Genomic DNA, 23,851 nt, shown 5'->3' on the forward strand with positions numbered 1-23,851 from the left:
CTGTTCCTGGTTGCCGCCGCCGCCTTCGTGGGGATCACCGCGCTGATTCCGGGCGCGGCCGGCGCCACTCGGTTCGACCAGCTCGCCGCGGCGGGCATCGGGGTACTGCTGCCGGCGGTGGGCCCATCGCATCCCGGCCACCGTCGGGAGCGCCGCGCCGTTCGTCGGCGTCGCTCTCACCGCCGGGCTGGACCTGCTCACCGGCGACTCGAGCGCGGGTGGGCAGCTCTTCTTTCTCCTGCCCGTTCTGTACGCCGCGACGTTGCTGCGCCGACCGCTGATCATCATCGTGCTGGTGACCGTGTCGGCGGCGGAGTGTGCGGTGGTCTTCACCCTGAAGCCGGCTGCCGCGGCGATCGTCGACGCCGCTGCGCTGATCACGGCGGTGGTGATGGCCACCGTGGTCATTCTCTGGTTCCGTGGCCGGGTGGACCGGCTCGTGACCGAGCTGCGGCGTCAGGCGCTCGCCGACCCGCTGACCGGGCTGCCGAACCGGCGGGCGTTCGAGCGGCACCTGCAGGACGAGGTTGCCGACCCGGCGCGGCATCCGCTGTCGCTGCTCGCCGTCGACCTCGACCGGTTCAAGGCGATCAACGACGCCTTCGGGCACGCCGCCGGCGACGAGGTGCTGCGGATCGTCGCCGGCGCGCTGCGTACGGTGGCCCGCGGTGACGATTTCGCCGCTCGGCTCGACCGCGACGAGTTCGCCCTCATCGTGCGGGGCGGCAGCGCCGCGGCGGGCCGGGTGGCCGAGCGGATGCGTCGGACCCTCGCCGTCGCGACCGGCTCGCCCGGGGGTGCGCCCACGCTCAGCATCACGCCACCGACGTGCCCGGGTTGATGGCGGCCGCCGACGCGGCCCTCTACCGGGCCAAGGAGCGCGGACGCGACCGGGCCGAGGCGCCCCGGCCCGGAGACGGCCCGAAGGCGGCCTGACGCCGCCCTAACGCCCGGCGGCAGAACGCCCGAAGGCGGCCTGACGCCGCCCTAGCGCCCGGCGGCAGACCGCCCGAACGCGGCCGGCGCCGCCCTAGCGCCCGGCGGCAGACCGCCCGAAGGCGGCCTGACGCCGCCCTACCGCCCGGCGGCAGACCGCCCGAAGGCGGCCTGACGCCGCCCTAACGCCCGGCGGCAGACCGCTCGAAGGCGGCCTGACGCTGCACCTTCAGCCCGGCGGTCGGCTCAGTCGTCGATCGTGCAGATGGTCGTGCCCGCGGTGATGGTGCTGCCCACCTCGGCGGTCAGGCCGTTGACCGTGCCCGCCTTGTGCGCCTGCAGGGGCTGCTCCATCTTCATCGCCTCGACGACCACGATCACGTCGCCCTCGGCCACGGTGTCACCGTTCGCGGCGGCGACCTTGACGATGGTGCCCTGCATCGGGGCCGTCAGGGCGGCGGCGCCGCCGGGGGCTGCCGCGGCCGTGCGGGTGCCCTGGCGGCGGGGGGCGGTGGTGCGGTTGGTGGCGGGTGTGCCCGTACCTATATCGGCCGGAAGGCGCACCTCCAGGCGCTTGCCGCCCACCTCGACCACGACGGTGCGGCGCTCTTCGGCCTCGGGCGTCGCGGAGGCCGCGGCGGTGAAGGGTGGCACGCCGCCGGACCACTCGGTCTCGATCCACCGGGTGTGCACGGTGAACGGCTCGGTGGTGAACGCGGGGTCGCGCACGATGAGGCGGTGGAAGGGCAGCACGGTCGCCATGCCCTCGATGACGGTCTCGTCGAGCGCGCGCCGGGCCCGGTCGAGCGCCTCGGCGCGGGTGGCGCCGGTCACGATGATCTTCGCCAGCATGGAGTCGAAGTTGCCGCCGATGACGTTGCCGGCCTCGACGCCCGCATCGACGCGGACGCCCGGACCGGACGGCCAGGTGAGGGCCGTGACGCTGCCCGGAGCGGGCAGGAAGTTGCGGCCGGCGTCCTCGCCGTTGATGCGGAACTCGATGGAGTGGCCGCGCGGCTCGGGGTCGGCGGTGAGGGCCAGCGCCTCGCCGTCGGCGATGCGGAACTGTTCGCGGACCAGGTCGATGCCGGCGGTCTCCTCGCTGACCGGGTGCTCGACCTGGAGGCGGGTGTTGACCTCGAGGAACGAGATGGTCCCGTCCTGGCCGACCAGGTATTCGACGGTGCCGGCGCCGTGGTAGCCGGCCTCGCGGCAGATCGCCTTGGCGCTGGCGTGGATGCGCTCGCGCTGCTCGGGGGTGAGGAACGGCGCGGGCGCCTCCTCGACCAGCTTCTGGTGGCGGCGCTGCAGCGAGCAGTCGCGGGTGCCGACGACGATGACGTTGCCGTGCGTGTCGGCCAGGACCTGCGCCTCCACGTGCCGCGGCCGGTCGAGGTAGCGCTCGACGAAGCACTCGCCGCGGCCGAACGCCGCCACCGCCTCGCGGGTCGCCGACTCGAACAGGGCCGGGATCTCCTCCAGCGTGCGGGCCACTTTCAGGCCGCGGCCACCGCCGCCGAAGGCCGCCTTGATCGCGACCGGCAGCCCGTGCTCGTTCGCGAACGCGATGATCTCGTCGGCGCCGGCCACCGGTTCGGCCGTGCCCGGCACGAGCGGCGCGCCGGCCCGCTGCGCGATGTGCCGGGCGGTGACTTTGTCACCGAGGTCGCGGATGGCCGCCGGGGTGGGTCCGATCCAGGTCAATCCCGCATCGAGTACGGCCTGAGCGAAGTCGGCGTTCTCACTGAGGAAGCCGTAGCCGGGATGCACCGCGTCGGCACCGCTGCGAGCCGCGACGTCGAGGAGCTTGTCGATACGCAGATAGGTGTCCGCCGCCGTCTCGCCGTCGAGAGCCCATGCCTCGTCGGCGAGCCGCGCGGGTGGCGCGTCGCGGTCGCTGTCGGCGTAGACGGCGACACTGATCAGGCCCGCGTCGTTGCAGGCACGGATGACACGGACGGCGATCTCGCCGCGATTAGCGATCAATACCTTGCGCACGGGCCTGAGCCTATCCTCAGGCCGCGACCGCGCGCTCAGTCAAGTTTGGTTATTACGCTGAGCGCATGTCCGCCACCCGCATGATGATCCTCGGCGTCGTCCAGTGGATGCAGCCGGTCCACGGCTACGACGTCCGCCGCGAGCTGCTCAGCTGGAGCGCCGACAAGTGGGCGAACGTCCAGCCCGGCTCGATCTACCACGGCCTTCGCAAGCTCTCGGAGGAGGGACTGCTGCGCGAGGTGGCGACCGAGCAGGTGGGTGCGCGGCCCGCCCGCACGACGTACGAGATCACCGACAAGGGCACGGACGAGTTCCACGCCCTGCTGCGCAGCAACTGGTGGAACCTCGCCGGTGCGCCGGACCCGTTCATGGCGGCCTTCTCGTTCCTGCCGGCCATGCCGCGGGAGGAGGCCGTGGCCGCGCTGCGCAACCGTGCGATGCAGCTCTCGGCGGGAAACAAGCAGCTCTCGGCCGCGATGGGCTCGGAGTGGGCGAAGCAGAAGCCGGTGTACGTCAGCTGGATGTGGGAGCTGGCGATGGACCGGGCGGAGGCCGAGATCCGCTGGTGCGAGCGGGTGGCGCGGCTCATCGAGGCGGAGACGCCGTACTTCCCGGCCCAGTAATCAAGTTTGACTAGTCAGGCTTGACGGACCTACGCTGCCTTCCGGCGGCGGGCACCTGCCTGCCCACGACTGGGGGCCGAGATGATCGAAACGCGGGGACTGCGCAAGTCGTTCACGTCCCGCCAAGGCAAGGAGAAGAAGACCGTCGAGGCCGTACGCGGCGTCGACCTGACCGTCGACGAGGGCGAGATCTTCGGGTTCCTCGGCCCGAACGGCGCCGGCAAGACCACGACACTGCGCATGCTGGCGACCCTGATCGAACCCGACGGCGGCAGCGCCGTCATCGCGGGCGCCGACCTGCTCAAGAACCCGGCCGAGGTGCGCCGCCGCATCGGCTACGTGGCCCAGGGCGGAGCGACGTGGGACGACTCCACCGCCCGGGAGGAGCTCGTGCTCCAGGCCCGCCTCTACGGCATCTCCAAACAGGAGGCGCTGGCGCGTTCCGAGCGGGTCCTCGAGGGCTTCCAGCTCGCCGACTACGCCGACCGCAAGTGCAAGACGTATTCCGGAGGTCAGCGCCGCCGGGTCGACATCGCGCTCGGCATCATCCACGACCCCAAGGTGGTCTTCCTCGACGAGCCGACCACCGGGCTCGACCCGCAGAGCCGCGCCCACATGTGGGACGAGATCCGCCGGCTGCGCGCCGAAGGCATCACCATCTTCATCACGACGCACTACCTGGACGAGGCGGACGCGCTCTGCGACCGCATCTCCATCATGGACAACGGCGAGATCGTCGCCTCCGGCACGCCGGCGGCTCTGAAACGGGAGATCTCCGGTGACGTGGTACGCGTCGGAGTCGCCTCCCCGGCCCTCGCGGCGGAGGCGCTGGGCTCGGCCGAGTTCGTCAACAAACTCGAGACCCACGACGACAGCGTCCGCCTCTACGTCGACGAAGGCACCTCGGCCATCCCGCTGGTGCTGCGCGCCCTCGACGCCGCCCAGGTGCGGCTGGGCACGATCGAGCTGCACCGCCCCAGCCTCGACGACGTCTTCCTGACCAAGACCGGCCGATCCCTGCGGGAGGACTGAGCGATGAAGCTGCTGCGCGACACCTGGCTGATCTTCCAGCGCCAGGCCCTCCTGCTGCTGCGCAACCCAGTCTGGATCTTCGTCGGCGTCTTCCAGCCGGTGATGTACCTGCTGCTGTTCGCGCCGCTGCTCAAGCCGGCCCTCGGGGTGCGGACGAACGCCGAGGCGTACGAGATCTTCGTGCCCGGCCTGCTGGTCCTGCTGGCCATCTTCGGCGGCCTCTTCCAGGGCTTCGGCCTCATCGCGGAGCTCCGCGCGGGCGTCATCGAACGCTCCCGGGTCACCCCGGTGAGCCGCCTGGCCCTGCTGCTGGGCCGCTCCCTGCGCGACACGGTGTCCCTGCTGGCCCAGGCGGTCATCATCACCCTGCTGGCGCTGGTGTTCGACCTGCGGGTGTTCCTCGGCAACCTGCTCCTGGCGTACCTGATGCTGGCCCTGATCTCGCTCATGACCTCGGCCGTGTCGTACGGCGTGGCACTGGCGGTGAAGAGTGAGGACGCACTGGCCCCGCTGATGAACACGGTCGCCCAGCCGGTGTTGCTGCTCTCCGGGATCCTGCTGCCGCTGACGTTCGCCCCGGGCTGGCTGCAGGGCATCGCGGACTGGAACCCGTTCTCCTGGGCGGTCGACGGGACACGAGCCCTGTTCCGGGGAGACCTGGGAGCCCCCGCGGTCTGGCAGGGCCTGCTGATCATGGCAGTCCTGGCGGTGGCAGCGGTCACCTGGGCGGCGCGATCGTTCGCCCGCAGCGTGCGGTGATCACTTCGGCCCTTCGGTGAACTCTCGGTCAGCGTTGCCGATGGTAGGTACGCCATGGCAACGCTGACCGAGGGACACCGCCGATGATCACCGCCTGGTCGCGCCGCGTCGCCGCCACGGTGACGCTCATCCTCGCCGGGGTCGCGGCCTCGCACCCCGGTTCGGCCGCCGCCGCTCCTGCCACGTGCGCGAGAGCTCTGCCGGACCGGCTCACGACGACACCGGCCACGTACCCGAAGACCATCTCGCTGACCTTCGACGACGGCCCGTCGGCGTACACGCCGCAGTTCCTCGAGGTGCTCAAGGGGCACAAGGTGCACGGCACCTTCTTCCTCAAAGGCGCCAACGTGGTGACCTACCCCGAGCTCGCCCGCCGGATCGTCCGCGAAGGCCACGCCATCGGCAACCACACGTACAGCCACCCCGAGATGCCGCCGCTGAGTAAGGCGGAGCAGGCCGCGGAGATGGACCGGGCCACCGCGGCGATCATCGCGGCCACCGGGGAGCGGCCCTGCCTCTACCGCTCACCCCGCGGGCACGCCACGTCCACCACCCAGGAGCTCGCGGTCGCCCGCCGGATGACCGCGGTGCAATGGACGATCGACACGGACGACTGGAGCCAGCCCAGGCGCCCGGACAAAGCCTTCGAAAAGCACATCTACGACGACGCCACGACGACCCGCAACCACCCGATCATCCTGATGCACGACGGCGGCGGCGCCCCGCTCTACCGCGGCAACACCGTCCGTGCGCTCGACGACATCATCCGCTACTACAAGAGCCGCGGATACGTCTTCACCGATCCGACAGGCCGCCGGCTCTAGGGGGTGTCTTCCCGGCCTTCCGCAGCCTTGACGGGCCGCCGGCGCTAGGGAGCGTCCTGCTGGGCCTTCCACAGCTGCGGAACACTGACACCGAACGAGGCGAGCAGGCGCCGGAACAGCGGGAGCGAAAGCCCCACGACGTTCCCGTGATCCCCCTCGATCCGCTCGACGAAGGCCCCGCCGAGCCCGTCGATGGTGAAGGCCCCGGCAACGTGAAGCGGTTCCCCGGTGGCGACGTACGCCTCCACCTCGGCATCACTCAGGTCCGCGAAGTGCACGACGGTGGCGCCGACCTCCTCCGCCTGCTTGCCGCTGAGATCGGTCAGATGGTGCCCGGTGTGCAGCACCCCGGACCGGCCCCGCATCGCCACCCACCGGCGTACGGCATCGGCAGGGTTCGCGGGCTTACCGAGAACCTGCCCGTCGAAGGCAAGAACGGAGTCGCAGCCGAGAACGAGCACATCGGGATCCGGAGCCATGGTGGAGGCGACGGCCCTCGCCTTCATCCGAGCCAGCGCGAGACAGAGCTCGGCGGCATCGGTCGAGTCGACAACGGACTCGTCCACGCCGCTGACCTGGACGGAAGGGTCGAATCCGGCCGACCGCAGGAGGGCCAGCCGCGCGGGGCTGGCGGAGGCGAGGACTAGCCGGTAACCGTCGTGATTCTGCACGGGGAATTACGGTACAAGCTGCTGGGTGGGGGTGGGTTGTCCGGCTCGCGGTGGAGGGTCAGGTGGGGCGGTTCGTCGATCGGCGGCGGATCCAGATGATGCCGGTCAGGGCGGTGAGGAGGGCGAGGATCGCGGCGCCCACGATGAGGGGGGTGTTGTTGCTTGCGGGGTCGGGGTCGGGGGCGGCTTGGGCGGTTTGCGTGGGAGCCGTCGGAGGTGTGGACGCGGTGGGGGCGGGGTTGCTTGGCTGGCCTGAGGCGGGGACGTTGGAGCCTTTCAGCGCCGCGACGATGTTGACGATGCCGTGGCCGTACTCGTCATCGACGCCGGGCGGGCCCTTGTCGGTGGCGGTGTCCTCGAGGCGCTGAACCACCTCTTCGGCGGTCATGTCGGGATACTTACTACGAAGAAGGGCCGCAGCACCGGACACGACAGCGGCAGCGTCCGAGGTACCCGACTGTTCGAATGCGTAGTCGTTCTTGTTGTTAGTCGTGGTCATGTCAGCACCCGGTGCTGTTAGGTCGATCGCCGGTCCAGTCACCGAGACGGTCGCAAGATTGCCCTTGCGATCCGTGGCGCCGACTGCCAAGACGCCGTCGAGTATCGCGGGGGCGATAACTCCTTGGTCTTCCGGCTTATTGCCGGCGGCGGCAATAAGCACAACATCTGCCTCTTTGGCGGCGTTGATGGCACGAATAGTGGAAGGATTTACGGTTCCGCCGAGCGACATGTTGATCACCTTGGCGCCCTTGGAGATGGCGTATTCGAGCGCGGGGCCGTAATTGACCTGGCTCGACCCTCTCCCGAGTACTCGTATAGGCAAGATTTTTGCCTCGGGCGCAATGCCAAGAACGCCTCGATCGCCTTCTCCGTGGGCGGCGATCAACCCGGCCATGCTTGTGCCGTGTCCGGTAAGATCTGTATGCCCATTCCCGCCGGTCTTGACGAAGTCCTTGCCAGGCAAGACGGAGCCGGCCAGATCACGATGGTCGGCCACCCCGGAGTCGATGACAGCGACGGTGACCCCGCTCCCTTTGGCTAGTCGGTGGGCCTCCTCAACCTTCAGGTAATCAAGGTGCCACTGCCTGTCACGCCATTCGTCCGCCAAGGCCGGAGACCCGTTGAGTGAAACGCTGCCGATGACGGCGACCAAGGCGCCGGCCACGAGTTTCCGAGCGATCATCGACTCAAGCCGATGGCGGGCCCAGGATCTATCGGTCCAGCTGCTGAGGGAGGAAGGAGGACCGGAGCTACACCTTCATCCGTGGCCCATGGATTGTCGGGATCCCACTGGTTGCCTTCAGATCTCTCGGTTCCGTCGCTTCGACGCCCAGGCTGGCCCAGGAGATGACTGCCCTGGCCCGACGAAACTCCGGCGCCGGCTGCGGGTCTCGCTGCAGTTGCTCCGCGTGCAGCTGGGCCCCCAACCTGCCCTGGGCTGGGCTGGCCAATTACCCCGCCGACGGGATTGGGGCGGGCTGTAATGCTTCCTCGGGGCGCGCCCGAACTGCTTGGAACTTGGCCGACGAACCCCTCGGGTTCACCGATCACAGTGCCGGAGGGCATCGCCATGCGCCCTGAGGGACCAAGTGGGACGCTCGACTTGAAAGGCGTGCTTCCGGGCGGTTTGACCAGGTTGGAAGTCACGCCTTCTGGCGTAAGTAGCGGCGGCCGCCCATTAGGAGCGATTACTCCCGGTACCAAGCCGGGTGTGCCCGGCGTTGGACTCGTGATTGGCGGAGTCGGAAGCCCTGTGGCGGCCGGAGTAATCACCGGGCTTTGGCTGATGCCCCCAAGCACCGGACCATGCGCTCCTGCTCCAGCCCCCACTCCCGCTCCGATGCCGCTCGGAGCCGTCGTCGGGTGCTGTGCCAACGAGGTCGGAGTTTGCGGGTGGCTAACGCTGGAGCTGGCATTTTGATTAGAGCCACCGCCCGGCGGCGGGATGATCGGCGGGGCGACGAAGCTGGAGCCGCTGTCATCGCTGCCCCTTCTGGATTCGTCCGTCCTGTCGCCATTGTGGCTTGGGTCGTACGGCTTCGGCTTCACCAGCGCCGCGCGTCCGCTGATCACTGTGTTGCTCAGGTCGTACATGATGACGCGGGCTTCATTGTTCAGCTGCTCTTGGCGGGCCGTCGGCACCGGGGGCATTGCGAACTGAGGTGCCAGCGGAGCTGGTGCCTGCGCCTTCGCGGCATCCTGCTTGGCTTGCCAGTCGAGGTTCAACTGCTCGTTGGTCTCGTACTGCTCCAGGATCGGCTTGAGTTTTGTGCGAGCCAAGCTCAGCGTCAGCGTCACGGTCGAGAACGCCGTGTAGTTAGCCGATGCGGCTTCATGTGTGGCCTGCAGATCCGCGATCAGTTGATTCAAGCGCTCGATGTATGAAGCTGACGCTGCGCTCTTCGACGGGGGCCATACGCTGGCCAAGTCATCCCGATATTTGGTGACCTGCCCTAGGTGCGCCAGAGTGAGGTCCGCCGTGCGACGCCAGCCCTGGACGACCTCGAAGTGCGAGTCCGTCTCCTGGTTGGCGATCGCCGCCCACATGGCTCGGACGTCCTTCGAGTTCCAGTCCGTGCCGCCGTACCCGCCACCGCCGCCCGCGTCCAACATCAGAGGGATTCCTTCTCTCCGGTCTCGTCGGCAAGGGGGTTGTTGGCGGCCTCGAAGCCGTCGTTGACGTCCTTGACCTTGGCGCGTGCGTACGCGTCGCTGTTCGCGTACTCCTCGCTGATCGACTGAGCCACCGTGGCGAACTGGTGGGTGCCGTCGCGGAAGTTGAACGTGTTGGAGAAGGTCTGGAGCTGCACGTCGTAGTGGTGTTGGAGGAAGCCGCGCAGCTCAGGGAAGTCCGGACTACCCGCCGGTAACTCCGTCATCATGGCTGTGACTACTTGCTGCAGGTGTGGCTCATAACCGGACTGCACTTCCTTGGCCAAGGCGGCTGCGAAGTCCTCCATGGCGTGGATGTCCGTCTCGATCGACGTAAAGCCGGCAGTGAACGTCGATTCTGGCCCGTTGTCCTGCACTGCTTGTGCCCTCCCCCGAGACTGCGAAATCTCCCGCGAGACTAGTCGGTGACCGCCCGTGTTTCGACCCCGTACCCACAGCTGTGGACAGTCGCCGTACTGAACACGGTCTATCTCCGCGGGCGGTTCAGCGGGGCAGGCCCGACTCTCTCCATGAGCCGTGACCGGCGGTCGGGCGGGCGCTGCGGAGCCACGCGTCCCTCGAGGGGCGTGAGCCGGCTGGATCCGTACCGGTTGATGTGCTGATCAATGCTCCTACCAGGGCGGCCAGCTCTTCTGGGGTCGGTACGCCGCGCACCACGCTGACCAGGGGTTCCTCATCCATTGATCAAGCGTACGGTCTACCCGCCGGTACTCGGTGACACGCGTCCCACACTCGGCTGATCGATTCGCTGCGGCTCGACATGACCGGGTATTTTCTGCGTGATGTCTACTTCCCCCCCGCTCGTTGTCGCTGACCGCTACCGGCTCGTCGCGCCGCTCGGTCAGGGCGGGATGGGTCGTGTCTGGCGGGCGACCGATGTCGTCCTGCATCGTGATGTCGCCATCAAGGAGCTGGTTCCTCCTCCTGGGCTGACGCCGGACGAGCGTCAGGAGATGCGGGAGCGGTCGCTGCGGGAGGCTCGGGCGATCGCGCGGCTCAACAACATCAATGTGGTGCGCGTCTTCGACGTGCTGCGGACCGACGCCGATCCGTGGATCGTCATGGAGTACGTGCCCTCGCGCTCCTTGCAGGACATTCTCGCGAGCGACGGGCCCTTCAGCCCGGTGCGCGCGGCCGAGATCGGCCTAGGCGTGCTCGGTGCCCTGCGTGCCGCTCATCGTGCCGGGGTCGTGCATCGGGACGTCAAGCCCGGCAACGTGCTGATCGGCGAGGACGGCCGGGTCGTGCTCACCGACTTCGGCCTGGCCACTGTGCCCGGCGACCCGAACGTGACCCGGACCGGGCTGGTGCTGGGCTCTCCTGCGTACATCGCTCCGGAGCGTGCCCGGGACGGCACAGCGGGACCTGGCGCCGATCTGTGGTCGCTGGGAGCGACGCTCTATGCCGCGGTGGAGGGGGCGTCCCCGTTCGCGCGCCCGTCCGCGATCGCCACGCTGGCCGCGCTCGCGACCGAGAACCCGCCGCCGGCCCGCAACGCCGGTCCGCTCAAGCCGGTCCTCAACGGTCTGCTGCGCAAGGACCCCGCGCACCGGATCAACGCCGACGAGGCCGAGCGGTTGCTGCTGCGCGCCACCGGCCGGCGGTCGAAGCTGAGCTTCCCGATGAGCCCGACGATGCGCCGTCCCGGCGTCGGCCGAGAGCGCCCGCCGGTCGTGCCGGGCGTGTCGGCCAGCGCGCCGGTCGTTCCCGGTCCTCGCCCGCCCATCACGTCCGGTCGCCCGCCGATCGCCCCGGGTCGTGCCAGCACGCCGCCGCCGACGATCCCGGGCCGGGCGGCCGCGGCGACACCACCGGTCACTCCGGGCCGCACGGGCGCCACCCCGGGCCGGGCCACGCCGCCGGTGACTCCCGGGCACGCCGGCGTCACTCCAGCGGGCCGCTCACCGGTGACGTCCGCCCGCGCGTCCGCCACCCCTCCGACGGCTCCGGCGCGCCCGCCGATCGATCCCGCCGCTCCGCAGAGCGGCGCGCCTACCGGCCGTGCGCCCATCTTCACCCCGGGCAAGGCCACGGTGGGTCGCTCGCCGCGTCCGGCCGACGCTCCGACGCGCATCGACCCCAAGAGCCCCGCCCTCGACCAGACCCAGGTGGGCCCTCCTCCGGTCCGAGAAAGCCTTTCCCGTACGGGCACAGCAAACCCGCCGCCCCCAGGAGCGGAAACAGGAGCGGAAGCACCCCCCGCCCTGGACGCGACGATGCGCGGCGCGGGCTCCGCCCTGGGGTCGTTCACGGTCGAAGAAGTCGCAGCAGCCCGCCGCCACCGGGCCGCCCAAACCCCTACCACCATCACCCCACCGCAAGCCGCACCGGCGACGACAGCCGAACCGTCGACCGCAAAGCCGGAGCCCGCCCCGGCCGCGACGACGCGGATTTCCGCCAAGGTCACCGAGGCGGAGCCGGCCACGCAGCCGGGTGCAGCCGCAACGCCGGCCGCGCAGCCGGAAGCGGCATCCGCGCCGGTCACTCGGCCGGAGCCGCCGTCGGTGCCGGCCGCTCGGGAGGATTCGGCTTCAGCGTCGACCGCGAAGCCGGCGGCTACGGCATCGGGTACGCAGTCGGGGAAGGCTACGGCGTCGGGTGCACAGTCTGACGTGGCTCCGGCGTCGGGCGCGCAGTCTGAGGTGGCCACGGGGGCGGCCGCGCAGTCGGAGGTGGCTTCGGGCTCGGCCGTCCAGTCGGAGAGCGACACGACCAGCACGTCGGTCGAGGAGGCCTCGGCCCCGGCGTCGTCGGTCGGGGCGCGTTCGACCGCCGTTGAAGACCTGGCGGTTTCCGAGGCTCCGAGCTCCGTTGAGGACCCGGCTCCGCAGGACGGTAAGCGGGACGCGAGCGATAACGCCCAAGGCGAAACGTCCTCCGGTAACGCGAAGTCCGGCGGTGCGGATTCGGCTACGGCTGACTCGTCCGACACCGGCACGACCGGTCAGGTTGCCAAGCCGGCCGTGGGTGCCCGGGCCGGTGCCGGTTCGACCAAGGCTGCCCGCAAGAAGGGCCGCGGTCGGCAGGCGGCCACCGCCGCTGCGAAGGCTGCCAAAGCTGCGACCGCCGCCGCGGTTACCAGCCTGGCTGGGGACAGGGCGGCCGGGGACAAGACGGCCGAGGGCAAGCTCAGCGGGGACACCTCAGCCTCCGACACGTCAGTGGATCAGCAGGCCGCGGACGAGCTGGTAACGGGCGGGTCGGCTACCGATAAGCCGGCTTCGGGTGATTCCTCCGATAAGTCGGTTCCGGGTGGTGGCAAGTCGGCTGCGAGCGAGTCTGCCGCTGGGTCGGCGTCCACAGTCGCCGCCGACGGATCGGCGGCCACCAAGCAGTCGGCGAAGGGCGGCGGAAGCTCCCCGCTGGGCAGCGCGGGAGCCGGAGCTGAGCTCACCGAGGCCGACTCCGAAGGCAGCGCAGAGAGCGGCAGTGCTGAAAGCAGCCGTGTGGAGAGCGGCGGCGCCAAGGGCAGCGGCAGTGCGAAGAGCGGCGGCCCCGACGCCGGCACCGCGAAGAGCGGCGGCGCGAGCGAGGGCACCGCGAAGAGCGGCGGCCCCGACGCCGGCACCGCGATGAGCGGCGGCGCGAGCGAGGGCACCGCGAAGAGCGGCGGCCCCGACGCCGGCACCGCGAAGAGCGGCGGCGCGAGCGAGGGCACCGCGAAGAGCGGTGGCCCCCACGCAGGCACGGCGAAGAGCGGTGGCCCCCACGCGGGCACGGCGAAGAGCGGCGCCCCCAACGCAGGCGCCGCCACGAGTCGCGGGGTGAGCGAAGGCACCGCGAAGAGCGACGGCGCAGCTAAGAGCGGCGTGAACGACGACGCGGGCGCAAAGACCGGCGGCGCAACCAGCGGCCTCGCGAACAAAAGCACCGCGAAGAGCGGCGTCCCGAACGCCGGCGGCGTCACGGCCGGCGAAAACAAGGTCAGCAACGACGCCGGCGAAGAGGCGAGCACGAGCAAGGACGCCGGCGAAAAGGGCAGCACGAGCAATGACGCCGGCGAAAAGGGCAGCACGAGCAACGACGCCGGCGACAAGAGCGGCGCGAGCAAGGCCGCCGGCACCAGATCCGGCGGCGTCGCAGCGAAAAGCCCGGCGACCAGCGGCTCTGCCGCTGCGTCGGCCGGTGCCTCGAACGCTGACGCCACTGTCGTCGCGGAGCCGTACATGCCTCCTCGGCGCGCTCGCAGGCTTGCTGCTGCGCAGGCCGCGGACTCTCCGGCGCGCACCCGGGTCATCGGCTCTCCCGGGCAGGGGGTCGGTGCTTCGTCCGGTCCCGGGCTTGCTCCTGCGAACCGCCCCGCATGGCAGCCGATGGATTTCCGCACTCCGACCGGTGGGCGGCGGGGGCTCACCGTTTTCGGGGTCACGCTCACCCGGCGGCAGACCGTGATCGGGTTTGCCTTGCTGGCCGCCGTACTGTTGCTTCTCGGGCTGGTGATTCCCCTGGCGTTCGCGGGCGGCGGGGATGATGCGGCTGCTGGCCGGGGCCGTCAGGCCGGGGTGGCGCCGGCGACGAGCGCCGCGAAGCCGCAGCAGTCGACGGCCGCTGCGCCGCCTCCGAAGCAGCAGACCAGCGCGGCGCCGGCGCCCAGCGCGCCGGCCAGTTCCGCTGCCGCTGGTGCGGCGCTGCCGAAGGGGTGGCGGATGTACGGGGACGCGCGGACCGGGTTCTCCGTGCCGGTGCCCGAGGGGGCCTCGATCGACGCGTCGAATGGGGATGAGATCCAGTTTCGGTGGGACAACCGGCTGTTGTTGCTCGCACAGACCGATCAGCCGGCGCCCGATCCGATGGCCGACTGGAAGGATCAGGAGGCGACTCGGTCCGGTGGGAAGTACCGGGATTACGAGCGTATTCGCATGGTGCCGGTCGACTATTTCCAGAAGGCCGTGGACTGGGAATTCCTGTACACCACGTCGAGTGGTAATCGGCAGCACGCGGTGAAGCGGAACTTCCTTACCGGGCCGAAGCAGGCGTACAGCATCAACTGGTACACGTCGCCGGAGGACTGGGATGCGGCGAAGAAGGATCTGCAGGTGATCTACGACGGGTTCAAGCCGCTGTCGTGAGGATGGGCGCGCGGGCGCCGTCCTCGAACCTCGGGGAGCGGTGATCGGCTACGCTGCCGGGCTGTGTCGATCGACTCGGTGACTGACCTGTGGGAGGCGCTGTTCAGCGCTCAGCCCGACCCGCCCGGCTTCCTCGTCCTGGTCACTGCGGTGATCGCGGCGCTGGTGGTGGGGTTCCGGCCGCTGTGGCGGATCGCCCGGAACGCGATCACCATCGCGCACGAGGGCGGGCACGCCCTGGTCGCGCTGCTGACCGGTCGCAAGCTACGCGGGATCCGGCTGGAGTTCGACACGTCCGGGCTGACGCTGTCCGCCGGGCGGCCGACCGGGCCCGGCATGATGTTCACGCTGCTCGCCGGCTACATCGCGCCGTCGTTGATCGGGCTGGGCGGTGCTTGGCTGCTGGGCGGAAACCGGATCACGCTGCTGCTGTGGCTCGCCGTCGGGTTGCTGCTGCTCATGCTGATCAACATCAGGAACGTCTTCGGTGCGGTCTCCGTGGTGGTCACCGGGGCGATCGTCTTCGCTGTTTCCTGGTACGCGTCTCCGCAGGTGCAGGCGGCTTTCGCGTACGTCGGGGTGTGGTTCCTGCTCATCGGGGGCGTGCGGCCGGTCTTCGAGCTGCAGAAGCTCCGCAGCCGGGGCCGGATGCCCGACTCGGACGCCGACCAGCTGGCCGGGCTCTCGCACGTACCGGCGCTGTTCTGGGTGGGGGTCTTCCTCGCCGTCGACGTGGCCGCCCTGGTGATCGGCGGGTTCATGCTCGCCGGCCAGTGGCTGCCGGAGCTGAGCGCCGCGACCTAGCGGGACCCGCGTCCGGCGCCGGGTGAAGTAGCCGATCGGTGACAGTGTGATGCACGCCACTCTCGAGGTCGGTAGGTTCGGCGGCATGGCTGCTGGGCTGGGAATGGCGTGGAGCACGGGGGTCGTGGCGTTCGTCGGTGCGGTACCCCTGTGGCGATACACCACCAATGCGATCACCATCGCTCACGAGGGCGGCCATGCGGTGTTCGGGTGGCTCTTCGGCTCGGCCGTCAAGCACGTCAAGATCTTTCACGGCGGCGCCGGGGAGATGGTGCCCGGCAAGGAGAACTGGGTCTCGAAGTTCGTGTCGCTGCTCGCCGGCTACCTCGGGCCGTCGATCTTCGGCTTCGCCGGGGTGCAGCTGCTCGTGCACGACGCCGACCCGCGGTCCGTGCTGTTCCTGAGCCTGGTGTTCCTCGCCGGGGTGCTGATCATGGTCCGGAACCTCTTCGGCGTCTTCGTCATCCTCGTCGTCGGCGCCATCCTGTGGGTGGTCGCCATGCGGTCGGCGGAGGCGGTGCAGCTGGCTTTCGCGTACGTATGGGTCTGGTTCCTGCTCATGGGGGGTGTGCGGCAGGTGCCGGAGCTCTTCTGGGCCATGCGGACGGACCCCGCCACCGATGCGGGCCTGCTGGAGAAGCACACCCTCATCGGCGACGTGGTCTGGCTGTTCGTCTTCTGGCTGGCGTCGCTGGGCGCCCTCGTCTACGGCGGGGCGCTCCTGCTCCGCCATTAGGGGGTGGCTCGCGGATCATGACGGCCTGCGACGGGCCCAGCTTCCGCCTCGCTGCGCGGTCCGAACGGCCCGATACAACCCCGGTATCCGGCCGCCCGGCCCACTTACGAGACGAAACCTGGACTCCGTCTCGGCGACGCCATGATCCGCGAGACACCCCCTAGAGCGGGATGTTGCCGTGCTTCTTCGGGGGGAGCGTCTCGCGCTTGGTGCGCAGGGTGCGCAGGGCGCGGGTGACCTGGATCCGCGTCTGCGAGGGCGCGATGACCGCGTCCACGTAGCCGCGTTCCGCCGCGATGTACGGGTTGGCCAGCGTGTCCTCGTACTCGCTGATCAGCTCGGCGCGCAGCGCGGTCGGGTCCTCGGCCGCCGCCAGCTCGCCGCGGTAGAGGATGTTCACCGCTCCCTGGGCGCCCATCACCGCGATCTGCGCCGTGGGCCAGGCGAAGTTCATGTCGGCGCCGAGGTGCTTCGAGCCCATGACGTCGTACGCGCCCCCGTACGCCTTGCGCGTGATCACCGTGACCTTGGGGACCGTGGCTTCGGCGTACGCGTAGATGAGCTTGGCCCCCCGGCGGATGATGCCGTCCCACTCCTGGCCGGTGCCGGGCAGGAAGCCCGGCACGTCGACGAACGTGACCACCGGGATGTTGAAGGCGTCACAGGTACGGACGAAGCGCGCGGCCTTCTCCGACGCGGCGATGTCCAGGGTGCCCGCGAAATGCATGGGCTGGTTGGCGACGACGCCCACCGGGCGCCCCTCCACCCGGCCGAAGCCGACCACGATGTTCTGCGCGTACAGGGGCTGGACCTCGAGGAAGTCCTCGACGACCGCCTCGATCACGTGGTGGATGTCGTAGGGCTGGTTCGCCGAGTCCGGGATCAGCGTGTCGAGGGCCAGGTCGGCGTCGCCCGGCGTCAGTTCCGCGGGGGCGTCGAACGCCGTCGGCTCGTCCAGGTTGTTGCTCGGCAGGTACGACAGCAGGGCGCGCACGTAGTCCATCGCGTCGTCCTCGTCGGCCGCCAGGTAGTGCGCGTTGCCGCTGCGGGTGTTGTGCGTACGGGCGCCGCCCAGCTCCTCCATGCCGACGTCCTCGCCGGTCACCGTACGGATGACGTCCGGTCCGGTGATGAACATGTGCGACGTCTGGTCGACCATGACGGTGAAGTCGGTGATCGCGGGGGAGTACACGGCACCGCCCGCGCACGGGCCCATGATCAGTGAGATCTGCGGGATGACGCCGCTCGCCCGTACGTTGCGGAAGAAGATGTCGGCGTAGAGGCCGAGCGCGACCACGCCCTCCTGGATCCGCGCGCCGCCGGAGTCGTTGATGCCGATGATCGGGCAGCCGATCTTCATGGCCAGGTCCAGCACCTTGACGATCTTCTCGCCGAAGACCTCGCCCAGCGAGCCGCCGAAGACGGTGAAGTCCTGGGAGAAGACGCAGACCTGCCGGCCGTCGATGGTGCCGTGGCCCGTGACGACGCCGTCGCCGTACGGCCGGTTCTTGTCCAGGCCGAAGTTTGTCGAGCGGTGCCGGGCGAGTTCGTCCAGCTCCACGAACGAACCCGGGTCGAGCAGCATCTCGATGCGTTCGCGGGCGGTCTTCTTGCCGCGCGCATGCTGCTTCTCCACGGCTCGCGCCGAGCCGGCGTGCACCGCCTCATCGGTCCGGCGTGCCAGGTCGGCGAGCTTGCCGGCCGTGGTGCGGATGTCGGACTCCACGTCCTGCTGGGTCGTCACTGTGCCTCCACTTGCCGCACCCGTACGGCTGTTGCCGTGGGCGCGTTGTCCCGCGCTCGCTCGCTGTTTGCGCCGCCCGCGCTGCGCGACCTCGTGTACGTGGCCGGCCTTGCGCCCGTGCCGCTGGAGATCGTATCGAGGAGCGCGCGGCGGTGCGCTCCGGCAGCGTCGAGCCGGGATCGTTTCGTTCCTAATGCACCATTCGTTACATCCCCCGTGACGACATGGATGACCCCCGTCGGCGTGCTGTTGATCGTCGGTGGCATCGCCACGCTCATCGTGTTCCGCAAGGCGCTCTTCGCCGGCAACCGCGGAACCAACGGGCCAGTGCGAACCCACGGCGCCGCCGCTACGGGCAAGCGCGAACGGCGCAGCGGTGTTCCCGGACGACGCCGGGGCCGCTCGGCTGCGGCCGGCCCGGACGGGGCCGGCGCTGCGCAGCATTCGGCTGCGGACTCGCGGGCGGATGTGGGGGCCGGACGTCGTTCCGTCGCTGATCTGGAGCGTGACGGTGCTGGGGCATCCGTGAGTGCCGGCAGCGGACGGCGATCGCGGGGTGCCGGCGAGGACGGTGGCCCGGGTCCGCGGTCCGGTGGCCGGGACGGATCGGCGGAACGGTCGTCGGCGGAACGGTCGCAGGCGGGACAGGTGCCGGCGAAACAGGCGCCGGCGGGGCGGTCGTCGGCTGGACAGGTGCCGGCGGGACAGGCGCCGGCGGGGCGGTCGTCGGCCGGACAGGTGCCGGCGGGACAGGCATCGGCCGGGCGGCAGTCGGGTGGTCGGCCGCCGGGCGGCCGGCCGGGCGGACAGGACGGTCCTGAGGATCGGCGTCGTCCGTCCCGCGCGGAGGGCGACGGCGTCACGGGCGGGCGGCGATCCGCCACGGCCGAGATGGAACGTGCCGGTTTGTCGGTCGGGGCAGAGGGTGCTGGTCGGTCGGTCGAGGCCGAGCGGGACGCCGTGCCGGTGCCGGGGCCTCGCAGCTCCCGCCGCTTCTGGCCGATCTCGCCCGTCACCGAGTCCGCGGCGAGTGAGGCGGTTGCCGAACGGTCCGAGCCGGCGACGACGCCCGACGCACTCGAGCCGCCAGCCGCCGGTCGCCTCACGGACGAGCCGGTCGGCGACGAGAACCGCGGCGGCCGACGCACGACGTTCGGCCTGCGGAAGTCGCGTCCGGCCGCCGAGGAGGCGGACAGCACACCCGCCGCTCCCACCGCCGGGCCCACGGACGTACGCCTGGTGAACCTGGACGCCACGCCTGACCTGGACGTCACCCCCGAGCTCGACCGGCAGGGCGACGACGAGGACGACCTGGACGGACACTCCGACGACCGGGAGCCGTACGGTCTCGCCGCGCTCGGGCTGGCCGCCGAGGACGTGTTCGAGCCCGGTGCACGCGAGACGCCCGGCGACGACGGCTTTGAGCCGGCCGACGCCGACTGGCTCGCCGAGGAGGACGTACGGCTCGCGGATCTTCCGTTCGCTGCCGTTCCGGTGGGACGGGAGCAGGGCGACCTCGAGGACCCGGAGCTCTCCGGCGACTTCGAGGCCGTGCAGGACACCGACGCCTCCGGCAGCTTCCCGGCAGCCCTCGACCCCTTCGCGGTGGGCGGCTACGAGGTCGACCCCTTCGAGGCGGACCCTCCGGTACGCCGGCACCTGTCCGAGCGCCGCTACGGCGACCGGGTCGAGGGCTGGGTACGCCCGCAGTACCGCGACGCACCGGCCTCCGGTGACTACTGGACGCCCGTTCCCGACGCGGGGTACGGCTGGCCGGTGCCCGTGGAGCGGATCCCGGCCGCCCCGCCGTACCCGCCGTCGTCGGGCTTCGACCCGGTCCCGGAAGTGGAATCCGAGCCGACCGCGGTGGTCCCACAGTGGCCACCGGCGCGCCCGGACGACCGGATCGGTGTCCCGCGCGCATGGTCCGGCGACGACGCACGCGGCGAGTTCCCCCCGCGGCGCCGGCGGCTGGAGCAGGCCGCCGCCGAGGACTGGGCGGCGGACGACGCGAACAGCGTGCCGGAAGAGCCCGACGCGCCGTACCGCAGCCGCCGGGACGCCGACATCGTGCCCGTCCCGAACTCCGACAAGCCGGGCCCGGAGTCGGCGCAGGGGACCGGTTACGCCGGACGGCCGGAGAGCGCCGAGGGCCCGATCTGGACCGTCCCGGACCTGCCCGACGCCGCGCTGCCGGATCTGGCCTGGTCGCGCAGCACCGCGGACGACCAGGAGTCGCGGCGCTACCGGCGTTCCTCCATCCCGGTGCGGCGCCGTCGCGGCGGGGGCGGAGACCCGACACAGCACATCCCGGCGATCGAGGCGGCACCGGCGCGGCCCCGTCCCCGGCCTCGGCCACGCCCGAACGCGGGCCAGCCGGAGCCCCGCAGCACCGTCTACGTGAGCAAGCACGCCGCCGAACCGAGCTGACCGGCACATCGAGCCGGTCGCACCCCCGAGGCTAGGCTGACCCGATGGCCTCCTCGCCGTACACGAACCTCGACCGCCCGCCCCTCTCGGCGCGGGCCCTGCAGCGGGCCCTCGTCGTCCCCGGCGGGATGTGGCACCGGGTCGACGTCGTCGGCGAGACCGGCTCCACCAACGCCGACGTCTCTCAGGCCGCCCGTGACGGCGCCGCCGAGGGGCTCGTCATCGTGGCTGAGCAGCAGGTTGCCGGCCGGGGCCGCCGGGACCGGCAGTGGGTGTCCCCGCCGCGGGCCGGTCTCACGCTGAGTGTGCTGCTGCGTCCCGGGGTGGCCGACGCCGATCGGGGCTGGAATCCCGCGCCGCAGCGGACGTGGGGGTGGCTGCCGTTGCTGGCCGGGGTCGCGCTCGCGGAGGCCGTGCAACGCGTCGCCGAGATCGACGCATCTTTGAAGTGGCCCAATGACCTGCTGGTGGGGGAGGGCAAGGCGGCCGGCATCCTCGCCGAGGTCGCCGGTGACGCCGTGGTGGTGGGGATCGGCCTGAACGTCAGCACCCGGGCCGAGGAGTTGCCCGAGACCACCGGGTTGCCCGCGACGTCGCTGCGGGTCGCCGGCGCGGAGGTCACCGATCGCGATCCGCTGCTGCGCGCGCTGTTGCGGGGCTTCGCCCGGTGGTACGGCGGCTGGCGGGAGACCGGCGGCGACGCCGAGCTGTGCGGGCTGCTGGGGGCGTACCGGCGGGGGTGTGCCACGCTCGGGCGTGATGTCCGGGTGCTGCTGCCCGAGGGTGGTGCGCTCACCGGCGCGGCGACCAGCGTGGATGGTGACGGGCAGTTGGTGATCCGTACGGCGGACGGCGCCGAGCGTCGCGTCTCCGCGGGTGACGTGCTGCACGTACGCTGAGCCCGTGGCTTTTCCGGACGACGTCCTGACCGACGAGGAGGAGGTCGTCCTCCACCTGCACCCGCACGCGAAGGCGGCCGTACGCCCGATCCTGGTTCTGCTGGCCGCCCTGGCCGCGGTGATCCTGGTGTGGGTGATGCTTCCGCCGACCACGGGCGGCCTCATCGGTGTCTGCGTGGTCGGTGCGGTGGCGCTGTTCGTCGGTGTGACCCGGGGGGTGTGGCCGCTGCTGGTGTGGCGCAGCACCCACTACGTGTTCACCGACGAGCGGATCCTGTTGCAGGACGGCGTCGTCGCCCGGGAGCGGCGGGATCTGCCGTTGAACCGGGTCAACGATCACGTCACCCGCCAGTCGCTGGTCGAGCGGCTGCTGGGGTGCGGCACGCTCACGGTCGACTCGGTCGGGGAGCAGTCCGCGGTCATGGCTTCGGTGCCGCACGTGCAGCAGGTGCAGACCACCCTCTACCAGCTCATCGAGACCGACCGGGAGTTGCGGCCGGACGACGAGGAGGACGAGCCGGAGCCGGAGCCGCCGCCGGCTAGACAGCGCGGCGCTGGGCGTCGATCTCCTTGGCGATCTCCTCGTCCAAGCGGCCCTCCGCCTCGGCGCTGAGCTCGGCGAGGCCGGCGGCGACGTCCAGCTCGGCGATCGCCGCTTCGTGGCCGTCGACCGGCGGCTTGAGGAACACGAAGGTCCGGTACGCCCAGAAGCGGAAGATCGTCGCGATCACGATGCCGAGCAGGGTGACGCCCATGAACAGGACGGCGTCCTTCTCCTCGGTGAGGCCGAAGCCGTACTTGCCGATGGTCAGCGCGCCCGACTGGATCACCATGCCGGCGAGGTTGAACCCGAAGAACAGCGTGTATTCGCGGCGCAGCGCCGTGCGGGTGTGGTGCCGGTAGGTCCAGTAGCGGTTGGCGATGTAGGCCAGCGTGGTCGTGACGACGGTGGCGACGACACTCGCCTTGACGGCGCCGATGGGCAGCAGGGCCCAGGTGATCGCCATGTAGAGCAGAGTGTTCGCTGCGCCGATAACACCGAACGCCATGGCCTCGGGGGCCAGGTGGCGCAGACGTTCCGTCAGCGGGCGGGCTGAAGGCATTCGACAACCTTAAAGGGGAAAGGGAGAGGGACGACGGACGCAGCCGGGGGCTGAATCCCTCGTCACATCCGCGGGACGGCTCGTGGTGCCGCCGGCTCGGTGGACTGCGGTGCGGTCGTGCCCGTGGGTGGAACCGGGGTCTCCGGGGCTGCCGGGGGCGCCGGATCGGGGATCGTGGGCTCGCCGAACACGAAACGGCGGTACGACCAGAAGCGGAAGAGCGTGCCCACGGCGGTGCCGACGAGCTGGCCGGAGATGTTGTCCGCGAGCGGGCTCTGGAACTCGGGCCAGACCGAGCCGAGCCCGTAGTGGCTGATCGCGAGGCAGGCGAGCCCGATGCACAGGCCGACCCCGTTCAGCAGGAAGAACATCGTGTACTGGTGTGCCATGTTGCGGTGCTCGCGGTGCCGCCAGGTCCAGAACCGGTTGCCGGCGAAGGCCACGGTGGTGGCCACGACGGTGGAGATGGTCTTGGCGAGCAGGGATTCCGCGCCGCTCTGCAGCAGCACGTTGAAGATGACGAAGTCGATGGCGAAGGCGATGCCGCCGACGGTGCCGAATTTGCCCAACTCGCGCACCACTGCTCCGAAGCGTGCCCGCAGGGCGGGCAGGAGATCGGCAGCAGGCACGGATCCGAGAGTACCGGCGGAGGTCACGCCCCGCTGTTTTCGTGAGCGACTCTTAACGTTGCGGGCCTGCATGATCCCGCTGCCGGTACGGTCGGTAATGGCCCTGGTTGATTTCGGTCACCTCGGCCAGCCGGGTCCGGCAGTCGCCGCACCAGGACAGATGGGTACGCAGGCGGGCGGCCTCCCGCGGTGCCAGCCTCCCGCGGACATGGCCGCCCAGCCGTTCCCCGGCCCAGCGGCACTCGGGCGGGTCGGCGACGGCGACGTGCTGCTGGAGGTACAGGCGGCGCAGCCCCTCGCGGGCGCGGTGGGCGAGTACGGCGACCGCGTTGGGCGTGAGTCCGAGCTGCGGGGCGACCTCGGCGGGGCTGGCTCCTTCCACCTCCGTACGCCACAGCACGTCACGCCAGCGGTCGGGGAGGGCCCGGAACGCCTGGGCGGCGAAGGTGCGCTCCATCCGGTCCAGCGCCGGGTCGAGGAACGGCTCGCCCTCGTCGTAGCGGGTCAGGTCGTCGGTGAACTCCAGCCGCCGGTCCCGGCGTGCCCGGTGGTAGCAGACGTGCCGCAGGGTCGTGTACAGGTACGCCCGGAAGGCCACGAGGGGTCCGCGCCCCGCCCGGAGGGTTGCGAACACCTTGGCGAAGGTCTCGGCGACCAGGTCGTCGGCCTCGGCGTGGTCGGTGACGAGTCCGTGGGCGAGGGCCCTGGCCGCGGAGCGGTGCCGTTCGTAGAGCACGCCGTATGCGCCGGTGTCGCCGGCCCGTACGGCCGCCAGCAACTCCGTGTCGGCGTCGGCCTCGCCTGCCGGGATCGCCATTCCTGCCTCCTGAAGCCGGGAGTGGGAGGAAAGCCCGATTCTGGACAAGCTTATGACTTTTGTCCTTTTTGGGGAAGCTGAGGGTCCGAGGGAGCGCTCTCTGC

General features: G+C 70.6%; 19 protein-coding genes and 1 pseudogene. 11 read left to right on the forward strand and 9 right to left on the reverse strand.

Translation table 11 applies throughout. The features are described from left to right. Positions 1 to 262: 262 nt before the first annotated feature. On the forward strand, positions 263 to 841 hold the full coding sequence (locus ACIBO8_RS04645) for a GGDEF domain-containing protein (protein ID WP_396113681.1): 579 nt from the start codon (positions 263 to 265) through the stop codon (positions 839 to 841). 341 nt (positions 842 to 1,182) lie between these two features. Here the strand turns inward: ACIBO8_RS04645 and ACIBO8_RS04650 are convergent, their stop codons facing one another. Next, a complete protein-coding gene (locus ACIBO8_RS04650; protein ID WP_396113682.1) occupies positions 1,183 to 2,934 on the reverse strand; it encodes an acetyl/propionyl/methylcrotonyl-CoA carboxylase subunit alpha in 1,752 nt (583 codons plus the stop codon). 65 nt (positions 2,935 to 2,999) lie between these two features. Here ACIBO8_RS04650 and ACIBO8_RS04655 point away from each other — a divergent pair, with 65 nt between their 5' ends. The 4 genes from ACIBO8_RS04655 to ACIBO8_RS04670 all read left to right on the forward strand — a co-directional run bounded on the left by ACIBO8_RS04655 (position 3,000) and on the right by ACIBO8_RS04670 (position 6,172). Beyond that, complete coding sequence (locus ACIBO8_RS04655) at positions 3,000 to 3,557, forward strand: PadR family transcriptional regulator (RefSeq protein WP_396113683.1); 558 nt, start codon at positions 3,000 to 3,002, stop codon at positions 3,555 to 3,557. An 81-nt stretch (positions 3,558 to 3,638) separates the two neighbouring features. Next, a complete protein-coding gene (locus ACIBO8_RS04660; protein WP_396113684.1) occupies positions 3,639 to 4,589 on the forward strand; it encodes an ATP-binding cassette domain-containing protein in 951 nt (316 codons plus the stop codon). A gap of 3 nt (positions 4,590 to 4,592) precedes the next feature. Continuing rightward, on the forward strand, positions 4,593 to 5,348 hold the full coding sequence (locus tag ACIBO8_RS04665) for an ABC transporter permease (RefSeq protein WP_396113685.1): 756 nt from the start codon (positions 4,593 to 4,595) through the stop codon (positions 5,346 to 5,348). An 83-nt stretch (positions 5,349 to 5,431) separates the two neighbouring features. Then, positions 5,432 to 6,172: a polysaccharide deacetylase family protein gene (locus tag ACIBO8_RS04670; protein WP_396113686.1), complete on the forward strand. Its 741-nt coding sequence runs from the start codon at positions 5,432 to 5,434 to the stop codon at positions 6,170 to 6,172. Positions 6,173 to 6,216: 44 nt separating this feature from the next. Here ACIBO8_RS04670 and ACIBO8_RS04675 read toward each other — a convergent pair whose 3' ends face one another. The 4 genes from ACIBO8_RS04675 to ACIBO8_RS04690 form a co-directional block, all read right to left on the reverse strand. Continuing rightward, on the reverse strand, positions 6,217 to 6,843 hold the full coding sequence (locus ACIBO8_RS04675) for a Maf family protein (protein WP_396113687.1): 627 nt from the start codon (positions 6,841 to 6,843) through the stop codon (positions 6,217 to 6,219). A 58-nt stretch (positions 6,844 to 6,901) separates the two neighbouring features. Then, positions 6,902 to 8,026, reverse strand: a complete 1,125-nt coding sequence (gene mycP, locus ACIBO8_RS04680) for a type VII secretion-associated serine protease mycosin (protein ID WP_396113688.1) — start codon at positions 8,024 to 8,026, stop codon at positions 6,902 to 6,904. A gap of 1,429 nt (positions 8,027 to 9,455) precedes the next feature. Then, a complete protein-coding gene (locus ACIBO8_RS04685; protein WP_396113689.1) occupies positions 9,456 to 9,722 on the reverse strand; it encodes a hypothetical protein in 267 nt (88 codons plus the stop codon). 277 nt (positions 9,723 to 9,999) lie between these two features. Then, a complete protein-coding gene (locus tag ACIBO8_RS04690) occupies positions 10,000 to 10,197 on the reverse strand; it encodes an acyl-CoA carboxylase subunit epsilon (protein ID WP_396113690.1) in 198 nt (65 codons plus the stop codon). Between the two features lie 101 nt (positions 10,198 to 10,298). Here ACIBO8_RS04690 and ACIBO8_RS04695 point away from each other — a divergent pair. From ACIBO8_RS04695 to ACIBO8_RS04705, 3 genes and pseudogenes are all read left to right on the forward strand, one after another. Next, positions 10,299 to 11,690, forward strand: a pseudogene (locus ACIBO8_RS04695) (protein kinase); the annotation flags it as partial. A gap of 2,958 nt (positions 11,691 to 14,648) precedes the next feature. Next, positions 14,649 to 15,389 carry a M50 family metallopeptidase gene (locus tag ACIBO8_RS04700; RefSeq protein ID WP_396113691.1) on the forward strand — a complete coding sequence of 247 codons (741 nt, stop codon included), beginning with the start codon at positions 14,649 to 14,651 and terminating at the stop codon, positions 15,387 to 15,389. Between the two features lie 85 nt (positions 15,390 to 15,474). Beyond that, entirely contained in the window at positions 15,475 to 16,125 is a 651-nt protein-coding gene (locus ACIBO8_RS04705; protein ID WP_396113692.1) for a M50 family metallopeptidase, read from the forward strand. Positions 16,126 to 16,285: 160 nt separating this feature from the next. Here the strand turns inward: ACIBO8_RS04705 and ACIBO8_RS04710 are convergent, their stop codons facing one another. Then, positions 16,286 to 17,869: an acyl-CoA carboxylase subunit beta gene (locus ACIBO8_RS04710; protein ID WP_396113693.1), complete on the reverse strand. Its 1,584-nt coding sequence runs from the start codon at positions 17,867 to 17,869 to the stop codon at positions 16,286 to 16,288. Between the two features lie 906 nt (positions 17,870 to 18,775). Between ACIBO8_RS04710 and ACIBO8_RS04715 the strand changes: the two genes are divergently transcribed. From ACIBO8_RS04715 to ACIBO8_RS04725, 3 genes are read left to right on the forward strand one after another with little or no spacing between them, the layout of a single operon-like run. Continuing rightward, on the forward strand, positions 18,776 to 20,299 hold the full coding sequence (locus ACIBO8_RS04715) for a hypothetical protein (protein WP_396113694.1): 1,524 nt from the start codon (positions 18,776 to 18,778) through the stop codon (positions 20,297 to 20,299). A gap of 44 nt (positions 20,300 to 20,343) precedes the next feature. After that, a complete protein-coding gene (locus ACIBO8_RS04720) occupies positions 20,344 to 21,198 on the forward strand; it encodes a biotin--[acetyl-CoA-carboxylase] ligase (RefSeq protein WP_396113695.1) in 855 nt (284 codons plus the stop codon). A gap of 4 nt (positions 21,199 to 21,202) precedes the next feature. Continuing rightward, positions 21,203 to 21,811, forward strand: coding sequence for a PH domain-containing protein (locus ACIBO8_RS04725; RefSeq protein WP_396113696.1), 609 nt, complete (start codon positions 21,203 to 21,205; stop codon positions 21,809 to 21,811). On the opposite strand, the gene ACIBO8_RS04730 is transcribed toward ACIBO8_RS04725, so the two are convergent. The 3 genes from ACIBO8_RS04730 to ACIBO8_RS04740 form a co-directional block, all read right to left on the reverse strand. Continuing rightward, the gene (locus ACIBO8_RS04730; protein WP_396113697.1) at positions 21,738 to 22,301 is read right to left on the reverse strand and encodes a GtrA family protein; all 564 of its coding nucleotides are present in this window, start codon (positions 22,299 to 22,301) and stop codon (positions 21,738 to 21,740) included. The two genes, ACIBO8_RS04725 and ACIBO8_RS04730, sit on opposite strands and share 74 nt — an antisense overlap. A gap of 62 nt (positions 22,302 to 22,363) precedes the next feature. Continuing rightward, on the reverse strand, positions 22,364 to 23,002 hold the full coding sequence (locus ACIBO8_RS04735; RefSeq protein WP_396113698.1) for a GtrA family protein: 639 nt from the start codon (positions 23,000 to 23,002) through the stop codon (positions 22,364 to 22,366). Next, positions 22,983 to 23,747, reverse strand: coding sequence for a sigma-70 family RNA polymerase sigma factor (locus ACIBO8_RS04740; RefSeq protein WP_396113700.1), 765 nt, complete (start codon positions 23,745 to 23,747; stop codon positions 22,983 to 22,985). Before ACIBO8_RS04740 ends, ACIBO8_RS04735 begins: the two co-directional genes overlap by 20 nt. Between the last annotated feature and the right edge of the window lie 104 nt (positions 23,748 to 23,851).

The organism is Actinoplanes sp. NPDC049681 (genome assembly GCF_044465265.1).
Lineage (GTDB): Bacteria > Actinomycetota > Actinomycetes > Mycobacteriales > Micromonosporaceae > Actinoplanes.